Annotated in this window: 15 protein-coding genes; 10 read left to right on the top strand and 5 right to left on the bottom strand. The window is 57.0% G+C overall.

Annotated elements, in window-relative coordinates:
* Window positions 1-83 precede the first annotated feature (83 nt).
* The 6 genes from VOI23_RS04425 to VOI23_RS04400 all read left to right on the top strand — a co-directional run bounded on the left by VOI23_RS04425 (window position 84) and on the right by VOI23_RS04400 (window position 5,493).
* Entirely contained in the window at window positions 84-989 is a 906-nt protein-coding gene (locus VOI23_RS04425; RefSeq protein WP_323782138.1) for a LysR family transcriptional regulator, read from the top strand.
* 454 nt (window positions 990-1,443) lie between these two features.
* Window positions 1,444-3,603, top strand: a complete 2,160-nt coding sequence (gene purL / locus VOI23_RS04420; protein ID WP_323782136.1) for a phosphoribosylformylglycinamidine synthase subunit PurL — start codon at window positions 1,444-1,446, stop codon at window positions 3,601-3,603.
* 136 nt (window positions 3,604-3,739) lie between these two features.
* A complete protein-coding gene (locus VOI23_RS04415; protein ID WP_323782133.1) occupies window positions 3,740-3,976 on the top strand; it encodes a BolA/IbaG family iron-sulfur metabolism protein in 237 nt (78 codons plus the stop codon).
* A 141-nt stretch (window positions 3,977-4,117) separates the two neighbouring features.
* The gene (grxD, locus tag VOI23_RS04410; RefSeq protein ID WP_323782130.1) at window positions 4,118-4,480 is read left to right on the top strand and encodes a Grx4 family monothiol glutaredoxin; all 363 of its coding nucleotides are present in this window, start codon (window positions 4,118-4,120) and stop codon (window positions 4,478-4,480) included.
* A 54-nt stretch (window positions 4,481-4,534) separates the two neighbouring features.
* Entirely contained in the window at window positions 4,535-4,879 is a 345-nt protein-coding gene (locus tag VOI23_RS04405) for a hypothetical protein (RefSeq protein WP_323782127.1), read from the top strand.
* A complete protein-coding gene (locus tag VOI23_RS04400; protein WP_323782125.1) occupies window positions 4,876-5,493 on the top strand; it encodes a VTT domain-containing protein in 618 nt (205 codons plus the stop codon). Before VOI23_RS04405 ends, VOI23_RS04400 begins: the two co-directional genes overlap by 4 nt.
* A gap of 9 nt (window positions 5,494-5,502) precedes the next feature.
* Here the strand turns inward: VOI23_RS04400 and VOI23_RS04395 are convergent, their stop codons facing one another.
* Window positions 5,503-5,898, bottom strand: a complete 396-nt coding sequence (locus tag VOI23_RS04395) for a cell division protein ZapA (protein ID WP_323782123.1) — start codon at window positions 5,896-5,898, stop codon at window positions 5,503-5,505.
* The gene (locus VOI23_RS04390; protein WP_323782121.1) at window positions 5,898-6,401 is read right to left on the bottom strand and encodes a hypothetical protein; all 504 of its coding nucleotides are present in this window, start codon (window positions 6,399-6,401) and stop codon (window positions 5,898-5,900) included. Before VOI23_RS04390 ends, VOI23_RS04395 begins: the two co-directional genes overlap by 1 nt.
* Window positions 6,402-6,601: 200 nt before the next feature.
* On the opposite strand from VOI23_RS04390, the gene tkt reads away from it, so the two are divergent.
* A complete protein-coding gene (tkt, locus tag VOI23_RS04385; RefSeq protein WP_323782119.1) occupies window positions 6,602-8,620 on the top strand; it encodes a transketolase in 2,019 nt (672 codons plus the stop codon).
* 205 nt (window positions 8,621-8,825) lie between these two features.
* Here tkt and VOI23_RS04380 read toward each other — a convergent pair whose 3' ends face one another.
* Together VOI23_RS04380 and VOI23_RS04375 are read right to left on the bottom strand one after the other, a co-directional pair.
* The gene (locus tag VOI23_RS04380) at window positions 8,826-10,874 is read right to left on the bottom strand and encodes a HAMP domain-containing methyl-accepting chemotaxis protein (protein ID WP_323782117.1); all 2,049 of its coding nucleotides are present in this window, start codon (window positions 10,872-10,874) and stop codon (window positions 8,826-8,828) included.
* Window positions 10,875-11,510: 636 nt separating this feature from the next.
* Window positions 11,511-12,470, bottom strand: a complete 960-nt coding sequence (locus VOI23_RS04375; RefSeq protein WP_323782115.1) for a DUF808 domain-containing protein — start codon at window positions 12,468-12,470, stop codon at window positions 11,511-11,513.
* A gap of 193 nt (window positions 12,471-12,663) precedes the next feature.
* Here VOI23_RS04375 and gap point away from each other — a divergent pair, with 193 nt between their 5' ends.
* The 3 genes from gap (at window position 12,664) to VOI23_RS04360 (ending at window position 14,953) form a co-directional block, all read left to right on the top strand.
* Window positions 12,664-13,710, top strand: coding sequence for a type I glyceraldehyde-3-phosphate dehydrogenase (gene gap / locus VOI23_RS04370; RefSeq protein ID WP_323782113.1), 1,047 nt, complete (start codon window positions 12,664-12,666; stop codon window positions 13,708-13,710).
* Window positions 13,711-13,737: 27 nt separating this feature from the next.
* The gene (locus VOI23_RS04365) at window positions 13,738-13,881 is read left to right on the top strand and encodes a hypothetical protein (RefSeq protein WP_323782111.1); all 144 of its coding nucleotides are present in this window, start codon (window positions 13,738-13,740) and stop codon (window positions 13,879-13,881) included.
* Between the two features lie 85 nt (window positions 13,882-13,966).
* Window positions 13,967-14,953 (top strand): alpha/beta hydrolase, encoded by a 987-nt coding sequence (locus tag VOI23_RS04360; RefSeq protein ID WP_323782109.1) that lies wholly within the window; start codon window positions 13,967-13,969, stop codon window positions 14,951-14,953.
* On the opposite strand, the gene VOI23_RS04355 is transcribed toward VOI23_RS04360, so the two are convergent.
* Window positions 14,903-15,394, bottom strand: coding sequence for a hypothetical protein (locus VOI23_RS04355; protein ID WP_323782107.1), 492 nt, complete (start codon window positions 15,392-15,394; stop codon window positions 14,903-14,905). The genes VOI23_RS04360 and VOI23_RS04355 overlap by 51 nt on opposite strands.
* Window positions 15,395-15,396 lie beyond the last annotated feature (2 nt).

The raw sequence follows: 15,396 nt of genomic DNA, 5'->3' as shown, positions 1-15,396 counted from the left end.
TTTATCTACAGACATGCTTTGAAAGACCTTAAAGTTCAAAGTGTTTCGTGTAAGTGGGTCGAGCGAATCTGAAAGTTGTGGGAATGGACTGGGATAAATTAAGAATATTTCACGCGGTCGCAGATGCCGGAAGCCTGACTCACGCCGGAGACGTGCTGCATTTATCGCAATCCGCAGTCAGTCGGCAGGTTCGAGCGCTGGAAGAGAGCCTGAACGCAACGCTTTTTCACCGCCACGCGCGGGGGCTGATTCTCACCGAACAGGGCGAGCTGTTGTTCGATGCGACCCGCGCCATGGCAAAACGTCTGGAAGCCGCAGAAGCGCGCATTCGGGACAGCGAAGAAGAAGTGTTCGGACAATTGAGGGTGACCACCACAACCGGTTTCGGGACGCTTTGGCTCGCCCCAAGACTGCCTAAACTGTACGAGAAATATCCCGATCTCAATATCGATCTGATGCTGGAAGAGCGGGTGCTGGACCTGCCGATGCGCGAAGCCGATGTCGCAATCCGGATGAAGGAACCCAGCCAGGCTGATCTGATCCGCAAGCGATTGATGGCGGTGCGCATGCTGCTTTATGCATCGCCCGACTATCTGGATCGACACGGTACGCCGGAAACGATCGAACAAATCGCCGGGCATAGATTGGTCTGCCAAAACCCTACATCGGCTCAGGTCGGTGCAGGCGCGAGTCTGGTGCAGCATCTACTGACCTATGACGTCAGAGCAACGCTGACAGTGAACAATTACTTTGGCGTGCTACAGGCTGTGATCAATCATCTTGGTATCGGGGTACTACCCGACTACCTATTGCAGGATTTCCCCAATCTGGTGCGGGTGTTGCCGGACGTCCAATCGATCGAAGTACCTGTTTTTCTCGCCTATCCGGAAGAATTGCGCCATTCGAAGCGGATTTCTACTTTCCGAGATTTCGTGCAGGATGAAATCATCGCATATCGTAAACAGATGAAGAATCAGACTCTTAGCTAATGTGTTAAGTTAGCCATGCGCTTGACGCATAACAGCCATGCTGCACCTGCGGCAAAATGGTGCTTGATCGATTCATTTCTGATGCCTATTTCAGCAATCGACGGTGATGTTGAACCTTTTAGCATCATCTTCATACCTCCCTGTTGGACTTCGGCCGAGCTTAGTGCTCGGCCTTTTTTTTGCCGACTCGAAATGGGGCAATGTAAAAATCTGCGCCTTCGGCACGCTTTACATCTGGTCGCCCGCCCCCCAACGGAGCTCTTCTCTGGTTTGCTCCAGCAGGGATATTTTCAAAAGAAGAAGCAATGCCGAAGCTGAATGACAGCGCCCAACCACCCCGGATAGCCAAGATATTTGCCCTTTGGATCGGTACCAAGGGGTTTCTGCCCCTTTCCCCATGCGCAGGCATGGCGTAAAGAGGCGCACAAACAGAGCCTTTGCAGGAAAATCCGATATGCAAGACCCAGCCATCACGCCGGAGATCATCGAAGCACACGGCATCAATGCCGAAGAATACGCCAATATTCTGCGGATACTGAACCGGGAACCGAATTTCACCGAGCTGGGCGTGTTTTCGGCGATGTGGAACGAGCATTGCTCTTACAAGTCGTCAAAGAAATGGTTACGCACCCTGCCCACCGAAGGCCCGCAGGTGATCTGTGGCCCGGGTGAAAACGCCGGTGTTGTGGATATCGGCGATGGACAGGCCGTGGTTTTCAAGATGGAAAGCCACAATCACCCCTCCTACATCGAACCGTATCAGGGCGCAGCAACCGGTATGGGCGGTATTCTGCGCGACGTCTTCACCATGGGCGCGCGGCCCATCGCTGCGATGAATTCGCTGAGTTTTGGAGCGATCGATCATCCCAAGACCAAACAGCTGGTGCATGGCGTGGTCGAAGGTATCGGCGGATATGGCAATTGTTTCGGCGTGCCGACCGTAGGCGGCGAAGTGCGTTTTCATCCGGCATATAGTGGAAATTGCCTGGTCAATGCCTTTGCAGCCGGATTGGCCGATGCCGACAAGATTTTCTATTCGGCGGCTTCCGGCGTGGGTATGCCGGTGGTTTATCTGGGCGCCAAGACCGGGCGCGACGGTGTTGGCGGTGCGACCATGGCCTCGGCCGAGTTCGATGAAACCATCGAGGAAAAGCGACCCACCGTTCAGGTTGGCGACCCGTTCACCGAAAAGCGGTTGATGGAAGCCACGCTTGAACTGATGAAAACCGGTGCGGTCATTTCCATTCAGGACATGGGGGCCGCTGGATTGACCTGTTCGGCGGTGGAAATGGGCGACAAGGGCGGTTTGGGTATCAAGCTGCAGCTCGACGATGTGCCACAGCGTGAAGAGCATATGACCGCCTACGAAATGATGCTGTCAGAAAGCCAGGAGCGCATGTTGATGGTGCTGCGTCCGGAAAAAGAGGCCGAGGCGCGCGCCGTTTTTGATAAATGGGATCTGGATTTTGCCATTGTCGGCGAAACCATCCCCGAAGACCGTTTCTTGATCCTGCATGGCAATGATGTGAAGGCCGATCTGCCGCTGTCACAGCTGAGTTCGAGTGCCCCGGAATATGATCGCCCCTGGCAAGCCACTCCGAAGGCAGAGCCGCTGGCGGATGTGCCGGAAGTTGATCCTATTGACGGTTTGAAGGCGCTGATCGGATCGCCGAACTATGCCGCAAAACAGTGGGTTTATGAACAATACGACACCATGGTGATGGCTGACACGGTGCGTGCGCCGGGCCTTGGGGCTGGGATCGTGCGGGTGCATGGCACCGATAAATCGCTGGCTTTCACCAGCGACGTGACGCCGCGCTATGTTAAGGCCAATCCGGTCGAAGGCGGCAAACAGGCGGTGGCCGAAGCCTATCGCAACCTGACCGCGGTCGGTGCGACGCCGCTGGCCACCACCGACAACCTGAATTTCGGCAATCCCGAAAAGCCCGAGATCATGGGGCAATTCGTCGGCGCGATCCAAGGCATTGGTCAGGCAGTTTCTGCGCTCAATGTGCCGATCGTGTCTGGCAATGTTTCGCTGTATAACGAAACCGACGGTCAGGGCATCCTGCCGACCCCGACCATCTGCGCAGTTGGGTTGATCGCCAGGCCCGAGGATGCCATCGTCGGGACGGCCCGCGATGGCCATATCGCTTTGCTCTTGGGGACAACCGAAGGCCATCTGGGTCAATCAGCGCTATTGGCCGAAGTGTTCAACCGCGAAGACGGCGATGCGCCGCATGTCGATCTGGATGCGGAAAAGCGAAATGGCGACTTCATTCGCGACAATCGTGCAATGATCAAGGCTTGTACAGACCTGTCCGATGGCGGCCTGGCTTTGGCAGCATTTGAAATGGCCGAAGCCGGCGGTGTCGGTGTGCAGATCGACCAGACCGATATGGCGCAGCTGTTCGGCGAAGATCAGGCACGTTACCTGATTGCCTGCAACTTCGACGAAGCCGAGGCATTGATGGTCGCCGCAGGCCAGGCTGGTGTGGCGTTGCACACCGTCGGCCACTTTACAGGCGATGTGGTTCGTCTGGGCCATTCGGATGCCCCTCTGGATGCGCTATCTACCCTCTATCGCAGCGCGTTTGAAAACACAGTCGGTTGACCCGGCGGCGATAAACATATCCCTTGCACGTAACTTTTTACGTGCGGGGGTTTTGCACGCCTTGTTTTGCACGCCTTGTACGGACCGTTTTCTCGCCCTAGATTTTCAGTGACAGAAGAAAGACCCGGAGACCCATATGGCCATTTTCGCCCAGGAACTCGAAGACCTGCTTCGCCAATCGTTTCCCAATGCCGAAATCGCCGTGGAAGGCAGCGATGGGCGGCACATGTCCGCCATGGTCGTCGATGAAAGTTTTCGCGGCATGAACCGGGTGCAGCAGCAACGCGCTGTCTATGCCGCTTTGAAAGGCAAGATGGACGGTCCGGATGGCGATTTGCATGCGCTGGCCCTGACCACCAAAGTGCCGGAATAGCAGTTGATCATCGCTCTCGACAGGATTGATCAGAGACCCATTTGGGGGCGAATGTTATTCGAAGATTTAGAAAAAAACGGCCCTAGAGTGCCAGAAATGCGCCGAACAGAATTGGCGCAGTAAACGATAAGGAAAATTCCAATGACCGATGCAAAAACGCGTATCGATGAAATCGTGAAATCCAATGATGTGGTGCTTTACATGAAAGGCACCAAGGACATGCCGCAATGCGGTTTCTCGCAGCGCGTGGCAGGTGTTCTAAACTACATGGGCGTCGATTACGCCGACGTGAACGTTTTGGCCGACGATGAAATTCGCCAGGGTATCAAGGACTATTCCGACTGGCCCACGATCCCGCAGCTTTACGTGAAGGGCGAATTCGTTGGTGGCTGCGACATCATCACCGAAATGACCTTGTCGGGCGAGCTGGACACACTGTTTGAAAACAGCGATGTCTCTTTTGACAAGGACGCGGCGGAGAAAATCCGCGAAGCGAACGCTTAAGATGCTGCCGGCAAGAGATCAAAGCTCTTGCCCGAATTTGCGAGAGGCGCGGCGATGAAACGGCCAGCGCCTCTTCGTGTATTATGGGATCATCATAAACCGACGATGATCCTGCTGGGCCTGGCCTTGGTGGTCGCGTTATTTTTTTCGGTGCGGTTTATGCTGCATTGGGTTTATTGGCAGGATCACCGCCATTTGCGCCCGGATATCGAACCTTGGATGACCGTTGGCTATGTCGCCCACGCTTGGCACGCCGAGCCGCTTGTCTTGGCCAACGTATTGGGCCAGCCCGAAGACATTCGCCGTAAGACATTGGAAGAAATAGCGCATGACCAGAACCGCCCGGTTGCAGCGCTGATTTCCGAACTAAGCGCATTTCTGGAAAAGGATGCGCAATGACGGAGGAGTTGCTGGCGCTGTTGCCCGACTACGGCGCTCCTCTCTTGGGGGTAGTCACGCTGTTGAGCTGCCTCGCCCTGCCGGTGCCCGCGTCATTATTCATGATGGCAGCAGGTGGGTTCGCCGCCGCTGGCGATCTGCCGCTCGGACTTACCATCCTCGCCGCGCTGTCAGGTGCGATGATTGGCGACCAGATAGGCTATGCCTTGGGGCGGTCGGGCGCGGGTTGGCTGCAACGGATCGAAAACCGTGGTGGCAAACAGGCAATGGCGCTGTCGCGTGCCTCTGCCCTGACCCGCAAACGCGGCAATATCGCGGTGTTCCTGTCACGCTGGTTGCTCAGCCCGCTTGGCCCATATGTGAACTTTGTTGCCGGGGCTGCACGATTGCGTTGGCACAAATTCACCTTGGCCAGTGCCGCAGGTGAAGTCACCTGGGTGGCGATCTATGTTGGTATCGGCGCCGGCGCAGCAGATCAGTTCGGCTATCTCTGGCCGGTGATCAGCGATATGCTGGGCCTATTGGCAGCGCTGGCGGTAGCGCTGCTGCTGGCGCTGCGATTGCACCACATGCTGCAGCTTCACCGCCAACTGAACCACACGAAGCGGCGTTGAACCGCGCGATCAGGGAGCTGCTTTTTCTTCGACCTCATCGGCAAGCGCTTCGGCGCGTGCGGCGATTTCGGCCAGAGTGTCCTGCACGATTTGCGGGATCACCGGGACTTCGACACGTTCGGGATCCGGCGCCGGTGCGGCTCGCAGTTTTTCCATTTCGGCCGTTGTTTCGGCTAACTTGGCCTCAACATCCTTCAACTGGTCTTCTAGCCCGGCGGTTTTATCCGCCAGCATCAGCCCTGCCATCAGCAACATGCGCGATTCCGGCAGGCGGCCGATCTGCTGCGCCAGAGTACTCGCTTCGGTATCGAGCATACCGGCGGCGGAATGCAGGTAATGTTCTTCACCATCCTGACAGGAAACTTCAAAGGCGCGACCGCCGATATGGATGATAACTTCGGGCATCAGGCGGTTTCCTTATTCTTGCTGGTATCTATCAGCGGCTCAAGCGCAGCGGCAATAGCCTGCGATTCCGCCGCCTCTGCCGCACGTTCGGCCCTGAGCGCCTCTAGTTCGGCCTTGAGCCCGGCATCTAACGCTTCGGCGATATCTCCGGTCTGCGCCTCGCGCAGGGCCTGATTGGCCGCACGCAGTTCTTCGCTTGTCGATTTCAGTTCTGACAGGGCGGCGCCCATTTCGGCAAGCGCCGATTTCAGACCCGAGAGTTCCTCCTCGGTTTCGGCATCTTTCTTGTCGATTTTGCCATGCAGCGCTTTCAGACGTTCCTGCAACTGGGCATTGGCCAGCTGTTCTTCTTCCAACGCTTGGCGCAGCTCTGTGTCCGTGTCCGATGCGGCCGCATCGGTATCGGGAGCGTCCGTTTGAGGGTGCCCCAAATCTTCCACGCCTTTCGCGATACGATCCATCGCGGCGGTGATACGGCGTTCCAGTTCGGTTATGTCGCTCATGCGCCTCTGCCTTCCGGTTATTATCAGAACGCTCGAAAATTCGCCTGCGCGAATCAAGATGGCGTTCCTTGGGGCAAAGTTTACCTAATGAGCAGGGAAAATGCGCCCCCCAAGCACCGGATATCACGCCCAACCGCTTGATCTTCGGACACGGGCTGGTATGAGCAGCGCTAACTCAGCCAGATCAAAGGATGCCTCTTGTGGATATTTCTGCCCTGCGCACTGCGAACCCAGAACATTGGTCAAAAGCGGCCGCAATCCGCACCTTGACGCTCGATGCGATCCACGCGGCGAATTCGGGCCATTCCGGTATGCCGATGGGGATGGCCGACGTTGCCACCGTCTTGTTCGAAAAGCACCTGAAATTCGATGCAGCGGCCCCGTATTGGCCGGACCGTGACCGGTTCATCCTGTCTGCGGGTCACGGATCGATGTTGCTTTATTCGCTGCTCTACCTCACCGGCAACGAAGACATCACTCTGGAAGAGATCCGCAATTTCCGCCAGTGGGGCGCGAAAACAGCAGGACATCCGGAATACGGCCACGCCTCGGGGATCGAAACCACTACCGGTCCGCTGGGCCAAGGCATTTCCAACGCGGTCGGGTTCGCCATGGCCGAGGAAATCCTGCGCGCGCAGTATGGCAAGAAACTGGTCGACCACCATACCTACGTGATCGCTGGCGACGGGTGCCTGATGGAAGGCGTCAGCCATGAAGCAATTGCTCTTGCCGGACGTCATCAACTGTCCAAACTGGTGGTGTTCTGGGATAATAACGGTATCACCATCGACGGCACCGTCGATCTGGCCGACCGCACCGATCAGATTCAGCGGTTCAAGGCCTCCGGCTGGCATGTACAGGAAATCGACGGTCACGATCCGGAAGCTATCGACGCCGCCATCTCAGCGGCAAAGAAAGCTGGCAAACCGTCGATGATCGCGTGCAAGACCCATATTGCACTCGGCTCCTCGGCGCAGGACACCTCCAAGGGCCATGGCGCGCTGACGGACGAGACGTTGATTGCGGACACCAAGGCTGCTTATGGCTGGCCCTATGGTCCGTTCGAAGTGCCTGCCGAGATCAAGCAGGCGTGGGAAGAAATCGGTTCGCGCGGTACCGCAGACCGTTCGGAATGGGAGGCGCGACTGGCGTCGGTTTCGGACCGCAAACAGGCAGAGTTCAAACGCATCTTCGACCGCGACGTTCCCAAACGCCTGTCCCCCACCATTCGGGCCCTGAAAAAGCAAATCAGCGAAGAAGGCCCGAAAGTCGCCACCCGCAAATCCAGCGAAATGGTGCTGGAAGTGATCAATCCGGTGATGACCGAAACCGTCGGCGGTTCGGCCGACCTGACGGGATCGAACAACACCCTGACCGGCGACTTGGGCGTGTTCGACACCGACAACCGCGGCGGCCGCTATATCCACTGGGGCATCCGCGAACATGGTATGGCCGCTGCAATGAACGGCATGGCGCTGCATGGTGGCATCCGTCCCTACGGCGGCACCTTCATGGCCTTCACCGATTACGCGCGTCCGGCGATGCGGCTGGCAGCATTGATGAAGATCCCCACCGTTTTCGTGATGACCCACGATTCGATCGGGCTGGGAGAAGACGGTCCTACCCACCAGCCGGTGGAACATCTCGCGATCAGCCGCGCGACCCCCAACACTCATGTGTTCCGCCCCGCCGACACGATCGAGACGGCGGAAGCCTGGGAACTGGCGCTCACCACCAAGGACACGCCATCCGTACTGTCGCTGACCCGTCAGGGCCTGCCGACCGTGCGCAGCAAGCATACCGCTAAGAATCTGACGGCGCAGGGCGCTTATGTTTTGGCCGATTCCGAAGGCAAGCGCCGGGCGATCCTGATCGCGACCGGATCGGAAGTGGAAATCGCGCTGGCCGCCCGCGATCTGTTGCAGGCCGAAGGTATCGGCACCCGCGTCGTGTCGATGCCCTGCATGGAGCTGTTCGCCGCGCAGGACGAAGCCTATCGCAAGCGCGTTCTGCCCGCCGGGCCAGTGCGCGTCGGCATCGAAGCCGCAATGCGTCAGGGTTGGGACCGCTGGCTGCTGGGCGAACGTGGGCGTGAAGCCAAGGCGGGTTTCATCGGCATGTCCGATTTCGGTGCCTCGGCCCCGGCCAATGTGTTGTACGAAAAATTCGGCATCACTGCGGAGGCAACTGCCGCGAAAGTTAAGGAATTGCTGGGGTAAGCGACTGGTGGGGTGAAACCCCACCCTTTCGGTATTTGAGATTGGGCTGCGCGCAGGCGCGGCCCTTTGCTTTTCAAAAGGATTCCCTTTTCTGCCGCGCCTCGCTCCTCTGCTGCCCTGATCGAAGGAACGGAGGAAAGACGAAGGGCGACCGGAAATCCAGCCGCCCCTTTCTGAGTGGATCACCTCTGTTGGCTTTACACCATCACCTGTTTACGACGCGGATGAAATCGGCGTCCGGTTCATCGCTTTGATCCGAGATATCAAGGACGAAACCACCATTCTCCACCGCGCCAGAAGTGTCGGCGCTGCTTTCGTCGGTTTCAGCCTCGCCAGGCTGCGGCGCGTCTACGGCTAAGCTGTCCAGTTTAAAGAAGCTAATGCTGTTTTGCAGCCGCTCGGCTTGTTCCGACAATCCTGTCGCTGCCGTCGACATGTCGTCAGATGCCAAACTGTTCTGTTGCGTCACCGAGTCAAGTTGCTGGATCGCTTCGTTGATCTGGCCCGCGCCAACATTCATCTCGGCGTTAGCTGCCGAGATACCTCCGACAAGTTCTGCTGTCTTCTGGATATCAGGCACGAGGCTGTTGAGTAGATCGCCCGCTGATCGAGCCGAACGAACCGTTTGCCCCGACAGCCCCGAGATTTCCGTCGCGGCTTCCTGCGATCTCTCGGCCAACTTGCGGACTTCTGCGGCCACGACAGCGAAACCGCGCCCATGATCGCCCGCCCGCGCCGCTTCGACTGCTGCATTCAGGGCCAGCAGATCTGTCTGCCGGGCGATTTCCTGGATCACCATGATCTTATCCGCAATGGTTTCCATTGCCTTGACTGCATCGCCTACGGCTTCGCCGCTGGTTTCGGCATCTTTCGCTGCCTTACGAGCGATCTGTTCCGTCTGAATGGTATTTTCAGCGTTCTGACCGATCGTTGCTGCCATTTCCTCGATCGAGGCCGAGGTTTCCTCTGACGACGCGGCTTGTTCCGCGGCCCCTTGGTTAAGCTGTTCGGAACTGGCCGCCATTTGCTCGCTGCCGGCTGCAACGCCGCGCGCCGCCGCGCTGACATCCCCAACCACGGATTTCAGCCGTTCAGTCATGTTGGACAGCGCAGCAAGCAGGCTGTCTTGGTCACCCGCCCGGGTCTGAATGACAAGCCCGAGATCGCCATCGGCGATCTGGCGCAACGCATCTTGTGCATAAGCGGGTTCGCCGCCAAGCTGACGGTAGATACCGCGTACGATCAGCAATGCCGCGGCACTGGCGATCAGCACCATCGCAATAAGCGCACCAATCTGAATTTGTTTGCTGAGGGTATAAGTCGCCGCAACGTTTTCGCTAGCCTGTTCCATGCGAACCTGCAGCCGTTTCACCAAAGTGCTGAGCTGTTCTTCTGCGTTATCGAGGGCCTCGGCAGCGGTGCCGTTGCTGATCGTCAGCGCCTCGTAATCGCCATTCTCAAGGGCCTTCTCAAGTGCCATTTCGACAAGCGGCAACCATACTTCCAACTTATCTTCGATGGCGACCACGGCATCCCAATATTCATCCGGCAAAGACAATTCGGCAACGCTGACCGCACTTTGTAATTTCTTAATCTGTTCATGCGTGCGTTCTGACAGGGCCTTTACGATATCTGGCTGGGCAGAAGACGCCATCGTGCTGTAAACATTGACCCGGACGCGCAGAAGCTCGGCTTCCACCACGGACATCACTGCAATTTCATCGCTGCCGTCGAAATCCGACGATCCGCTTGCATCCAGAACGAGAAGGTCCTGCAATGCCTTCAGGGCCTCCGCCAGCACCTGATAGGCCTGTGTTTCCTGCTCTTGAAGGATTTGACGACCTTTCAGGATGGACTGCAATCCCGACGCTTCCTGAATTTTCGAGTTCGCCTGAAGGTAACGTTGCCAATCCTCATCGAAGGCGTCGAGCAGGGACTGATCCTCGACTTCCGAAACTCCACGAAGCTCTGACATCAGCTCTGCGATTTTCGCAACGTTGGCGTCGATTTCAACCGCAAGCTCATCCTTTTCCTTTTTCTGAGGGGCAAGGATCAGTTTTTTTTCGTTCCGCGCGACCGAAACAGATTGTGTGGCGATTTCATTGGCCAGCGCCACACCAAGAACTTTGCGATCCAACACATCGTCGAATTCTGCTTTGAGTTCGCCCATCTTCATGATGCCGAGCCCCATTCCTGCCGCGGCCAATAGCACCACGAGGGCAAAAACAACGGTTAACTTGAACTTTAGGGTCATCCAAAAATCCTCCCTACCACTTTAACATTTCACTAGCGGCGGGCAGCGTAACTGCCCCCCATAGTTCTTCGACGATCCACCCAACACCCGAGACGGTGATACTGTCATTTTTCATGCGACGCTTGGCGCAACCCAAAATGCTGGTGCCTCCTGACAAGCTCCCAACATCCCTCGACCCTTTGCAGCAGTTGCGATGAAGTCGTCGGATCATCTCCGAACTCGTTCGGATGCGCCGATTCTTTTGTACGGCGGATACGAACAAGAAAGAGTGATTTCATACCGCGTCACACGCTCCTTTATCGGACTGATCCCCAATAGGAACGGTACAACGCCACATTTATTTACTGCCAGGCAGAATTCAATTTTGCAAAAATGCGTATATAGCGAGAAACTGAATCTCAGATCTCACCCTCCCGCAAGTATACAACTCGTACCCTTGGGCTGGACCTAATTACCAGTCATGCAGATTGCGCCGAATGATTTCTAACGCCACGGGACTTTTCATCTTTTTTCTATGGAAAAGTAGGCGTTTCAGTAAGGACAATAGTTGAATGGCAGGGACAGGCCCACACCTCTGCTCCCCCATCGCGCGTAATAATGCGCGGCGGGGTATTCACGAAAAGGATAAGTTGAAGATCAGTGCGCCTTTTTCTTTCGAAAAAGTGGGCCGATCACACGGGTTGCGACCGGGATAAGAATGATCCCATAGGCCAGGCCCAAAATGCCGTCGGCCAAAGCTGTAACGCCCCATTCCACCGCGCCGCGCGCAGTTTCGGATACCAAATGGCCAGCGGCGACCGCGATGTCGTGGATATCTCCATAGGGATGATGCAGACCCAGATCGTGAAGCCCGTGGATCATGATCGAACCGCCGACCCACAGCATCGCCGCAGTGCCCACCACCGACAGGATACGCATCAGCACCGGCATGAATTTTACCAAGCCGCGCCCAAAGCTCTGGCCCAATCCGGTGCGGGCGTTTTGCGCGACGTAGAGCCCAACATCGTCCATCTTCACGATCAGCGCCACCGACCCGTAGATCGCCATCGTCACCACGATGCCGACAAGCCCAAGGGCGGCGGCTTCGAGCCAGAGCGCGCCTTCGGGGATCGCTGAAAGCGCGATGGTCATGATTTCCGCCGACAGGATGAAATCGGTCTTGATCGCGCCGCTGACCTTTTGCTGCTCCAGGTGACCAGGGGCCTGCACCGACATATCCTGTTCGATATGCTTGTCGCCATGCGGGAACAGCGCGTGGAAAATCTTTTCCGCACCTTCGAAACACAAATAGCTGCCCCCCAGCATCAGCAAGGGCGTGATCAGCCAGGGCGCGAAATTCGACATCAGCATCGCGGCGGGCAGCAGGATCACCAGCTTGTTGAAAAACGACCCCAGAGCGATTTTCCAGATGATCGGCAATTCCCGCGCCGGCGCAAACCCATGCACGTATTTCGGGGTCACTGCCGCGTCGTCGATGATCACCCCGGCAGTCTTGCCGCCCGCCTTCGACGCGGCGGCGGCGATGTCATCGACGCTGGTGGCCGCCACTTTAGCGATGGCCGCGACGTCGTCCAAAAGCGCGAGAAGACCGCTCATACCTGTACCTCATCCATTGGTAGCGCCAACTTAGTGGATGTACGGTACAGGGCAAGCCCGAACCCTGACCAACCGTTAGCGCAACCGAACCATGTTTTCGCTAACAGACTGCCAAATAAACACTTTTTGCCTTCACGCAGCTTGCGGGCGCGGCTATACGCCCCCTAAACCTTGTATTTCAGGAGCATGTTCCATGACCATCACTGTTGGCATCAACGGATTTGGCCGCATCGGCCGCTGCACCCTCTCGCATATTGCGGAAAGCGCCCGCGAAGACATCAAGGTGGTCAAGATCAACGCAACCGGCCCGCTGGACACTGCGGCACACCTGATACGCTACGATTCCGTGCATGGTCGGTTTCCCGGTGAAGTGACCACCGGCGAAGGTTGGATGGATCTGGGCCGGGGCCGCTTTGAGGTAATGTCGACCTATGACATGGACGAACTGGACTGGTCCGGCGTCGATGTGGTTCTGGAATGCACCGGCAATTTTAATGATGGCGACAAAGCCAAAAAGCACATCGAACGCGGTGCAAAATCGGTTCTGATCTCGGCCCCGGCCAAGAACGTGCAAAAAACCATCGTGATGGGCGTGAATGACGAACAGCTGACCGCGAGCGATGTGATGGTTTCGAACGGGTCCTGCACCACCAATTGCCTCGCACCGCTGGCCAAGGTGCTGAATGACAAGATCGGAATTGAATCGGGCATCATGACAACGATCCATTCCTATACCGGGGATCAGCCGACGCTGGACCGCCGTCACAAGGATTTGTACCGCGCCCGTGCGGCGGCGATGTCGATGATCCCGACCTCGACCGGGGCCGCCAAAGCCTTGGGCGAAGTACTGCCCGCCTTGAAAGGCAAGCTGGACGGGTCCGCCATCCGGGTGCCGACTCCGAATGTATCGGCGGTAGACCTGACTTTTGTCGCCTCTCGTGACGTGACCGAGGAAGAGGTCAACGCCATCATGGCCGAAGCCGCACAAGGCGCGATGAAGGGTATTCTGGAATTCGATACCGAACCGAAAGTGTCGATCGATTTCAACCATACCGAGGCAAGCTCGATTTTTGCCGCCGATCAGACCAAGGTTATCGGCGGGCGTCTGGTGCGGGTGCTGAGCTGGTATGATAACGAATGGGGCTTTTCTTGCCGGATGGCGGATGTGGCGGTGGCCATGGGAAAGCTCTTGAAGTCTGAGGTTGCGCCGAGCGGGACAGTCCGGCATGAATTGGTGTAACGCCATTTCATCCGGACCCTTGGACTTATGACTGACCATATTGCCATTGGACTTGGAATTTTGATCGCTGCCGTAATCGGCGGCGATTTTATTTTGACAGGCGGTGACAACCTGCTCTTTGTGGCTAAGAAATTCGCCGACATGCTGGAATGGCTGGCCTTTTGGCGCTGAACTGACGCGACGTTTTCCAATCTACCGCTAGCCCGCAGTCCACCCCATCCCTAGCATCACGTTGGGGATTTAGGGGAGAAAGCTTGTGTTTTGGATCATCGGATTGGCGGGGCTCGGCCTGCTGTGTGCTGTAGGCTGGTTGCCGTTGAAAACCTGGCTGATCAAGCGGCGAGTTGAAAAGGCCGTGCCACCGCGCGGCACGTTTCTTCAGACCTCCACCGGGCGGCAACATTATGTCGACAGGGGTGAAGGGCCAGCGATTGTACTGATTCACGGGCTGGGCGCACAACTGGGCAATTTCGACATGGGGTTGATCGACGGACTCGCCCGTGATCACCGTGTTATTGCTATAGACCGCCCCGGTATGGGATGGTCGGAACGCGGAGATGAGACTCCCGCCAACCCGCGCGCCCAAGCTGCCCAGATCGTCGAACTGATAGATGCTCTGGACCTCGACCGGCCTTTGGTGGTTGGACATTCTCTGGGCGGCGCAATTTCACTATGTTTGGCGTTGGATTTCCCACACAAAACCCGAGGGCTAGCGCTGCTTGCCCCGCTGACAATGTTGGGCGGCAAGGTTGCGCCGCCGTTTCAGGCACTGGCGGTAAAGTCGGGCCTAAAGCGTTTCCTGCTAAGCTGGACGCTCGCTATCCCGAACAGCATCCGTAACACGGATATGGTTCTCAATTACACGTTCGGGCCTGAGACGGTCCCAAAAGCCTATTCGATACAGGGCGGTGGATTGTTGGGATTACGGCCGGTGTCATTCCGCAATACCTGCCGCGACTTTCTGGCCTCCGCCAGAGACCTGAAATGGATGAACAGCCAATACGATCACCTACCGGTTCCAGTTTCGGTGTTATTTGCCCGAGAAGACCGGATCCTTGACGCCAATTTGCACGGCGCGGAATTCGCCCGGCAAAACCCGGCAATCCATCTGACGCTGATCGATGGAGGTCACATGCTGCCGGTCACACAGCCGGAGATCTGTGAAAAATTCATTCGTAAAGCCGCCGCAGAGTCAGCAGGGATAGGTGAACAGAACCCGTCGGATCAGGGGCGGATTGGGTGATCCCCTGCCCCGGTCACGTTCTGTCGGTCGTCCATCCGGGCTGATCACGATCAGGTCATACTTACAGCCGTGGTGCAGTCGTTTGTAAATGTCGGACCGTTTCTGCCCCAACCAGGGCCGTGGTGTGCTGGGGGGCAGTGCAAAATCACCCATGCTCGTGCGCGCCACACCGCAAAAACCCAAGTATGGGCGCAACGTTTCGCGGCTTCGATAAGCCTTTCGCGTCTCGCTGAAAAGCCCGCCTTCGCTGGCTTCCCAACATTCCCTGGGCGCATCCATTTCAACCATTTCGGCAGTAACAACATATCGGTTCTTGGACACGCTCCAACTGACCCAGCACAACATCAGGATCATAGGCGCTATGGTCAGCCACAGCACCATGCGCTTACGCGGAATACCCAAGATGACTTCGTTTTCATCCGACTGCGAAGACTTCTGCATTG

The sequence above is a fragment of the Thalassovita sp. genome (genome assembly GCF_034670005.1).
In the GTDB taxonomy this organism is placed as follows: domain Bacteria; phylum Pseudomonadota; class Alphaproteobacteria; order Rhodobacterales; family Rhodobacteraceae; genus Thalassobius.
This window is presented reverse-complemented; position numbering and strand designations above follow the sequence as displayed.

Coding starts and splice junctions, on each gene's coding strand:
- VOI23_RS04425 (WP_323782138.1), top strand. CDS start 84: ATGGACTGGGATAAATTAAGAATATTTCACGCGGTCGCAGATGCCGGA.
- purL (WP_323782136.1), top strand. CDS start 1,444: ATGCAAGACCCAGCCATCACGCCGGAGATCATCGAAGCACACGGCATC.
- VOI23_RS04415 (WP_323782133.1), top strand. CDS start 3,740: ATGGCCATTTTCGCCCAGGAACTCGAAGACCTGCTTCGCCAATCGTTT.
- grxD (WP_323782130.1), top strand. CDS start 4,118: ATGACCGATGCAAAAACGCGTATCGATGAAATCGTGAAATCCAATGAT.
- VOI23_RS04405 (WP_323782127.1), top strand. CDS start 4,535: ATGAAACGGCCAGCGCCTCTTCGTGTATTATGGGATCATCATAAACCG.
- VOI23_RS04400 (WP_323782125.1), top strand. CDS start 4,876: ATGACGGAGGAGTTGCTGGCGCTGTTGCCCGACTACGGCGCTCCTCTC.
- VOI23_RS04395 (WP_323782123.1), bottom strand. CDS start 5,898: ATGCCCGAAGTTATCATCCATATCGGCGGTCGCGCCTTTGAAGTTTCC.
- VOI23_RS04390 (WP_323782121.1), bottom strand. CDS start 6,401: ATGAGCGACATAACCGAACTGGAACGCCGTATCACCGCCGCGATGGAT.
- VOI23_RS04380 (WP_323782117.1), bottom strand. CDS start 10,874: ATGACCCTAAAGTTCAAGTTAACCGTTGTTTTTGCCCTCGTGGTGCTA.
- VOI23_RS04375 (WP_323782115.1), bottom strand. CDS start 12,470: ATGAGCGGTCTTCTCGCGCTTTTGGACGACGTCGCGGCCATCGCTAAA.
- gap (WP_323782113.1), top strand. CDS start 12,664: ATGACCATCACTGTTGGCATCAACGGATTTGGCCGCATCGGCCGCTGC.
- VOI23_RS04365 (WP_323782111.1), top strand. CDS start 13,738: ATGACTGACCATATTGCCATTGGACTTGGAATTTTGATCGCTGCCGTA.
- VOI23_RS04355 (WP_323782107.1), bottom strand. CDS start 15,394: ATGCAGAAGTCTTCGCAGTCGGATGAAAACGAAGTCATCTTGGGTATT.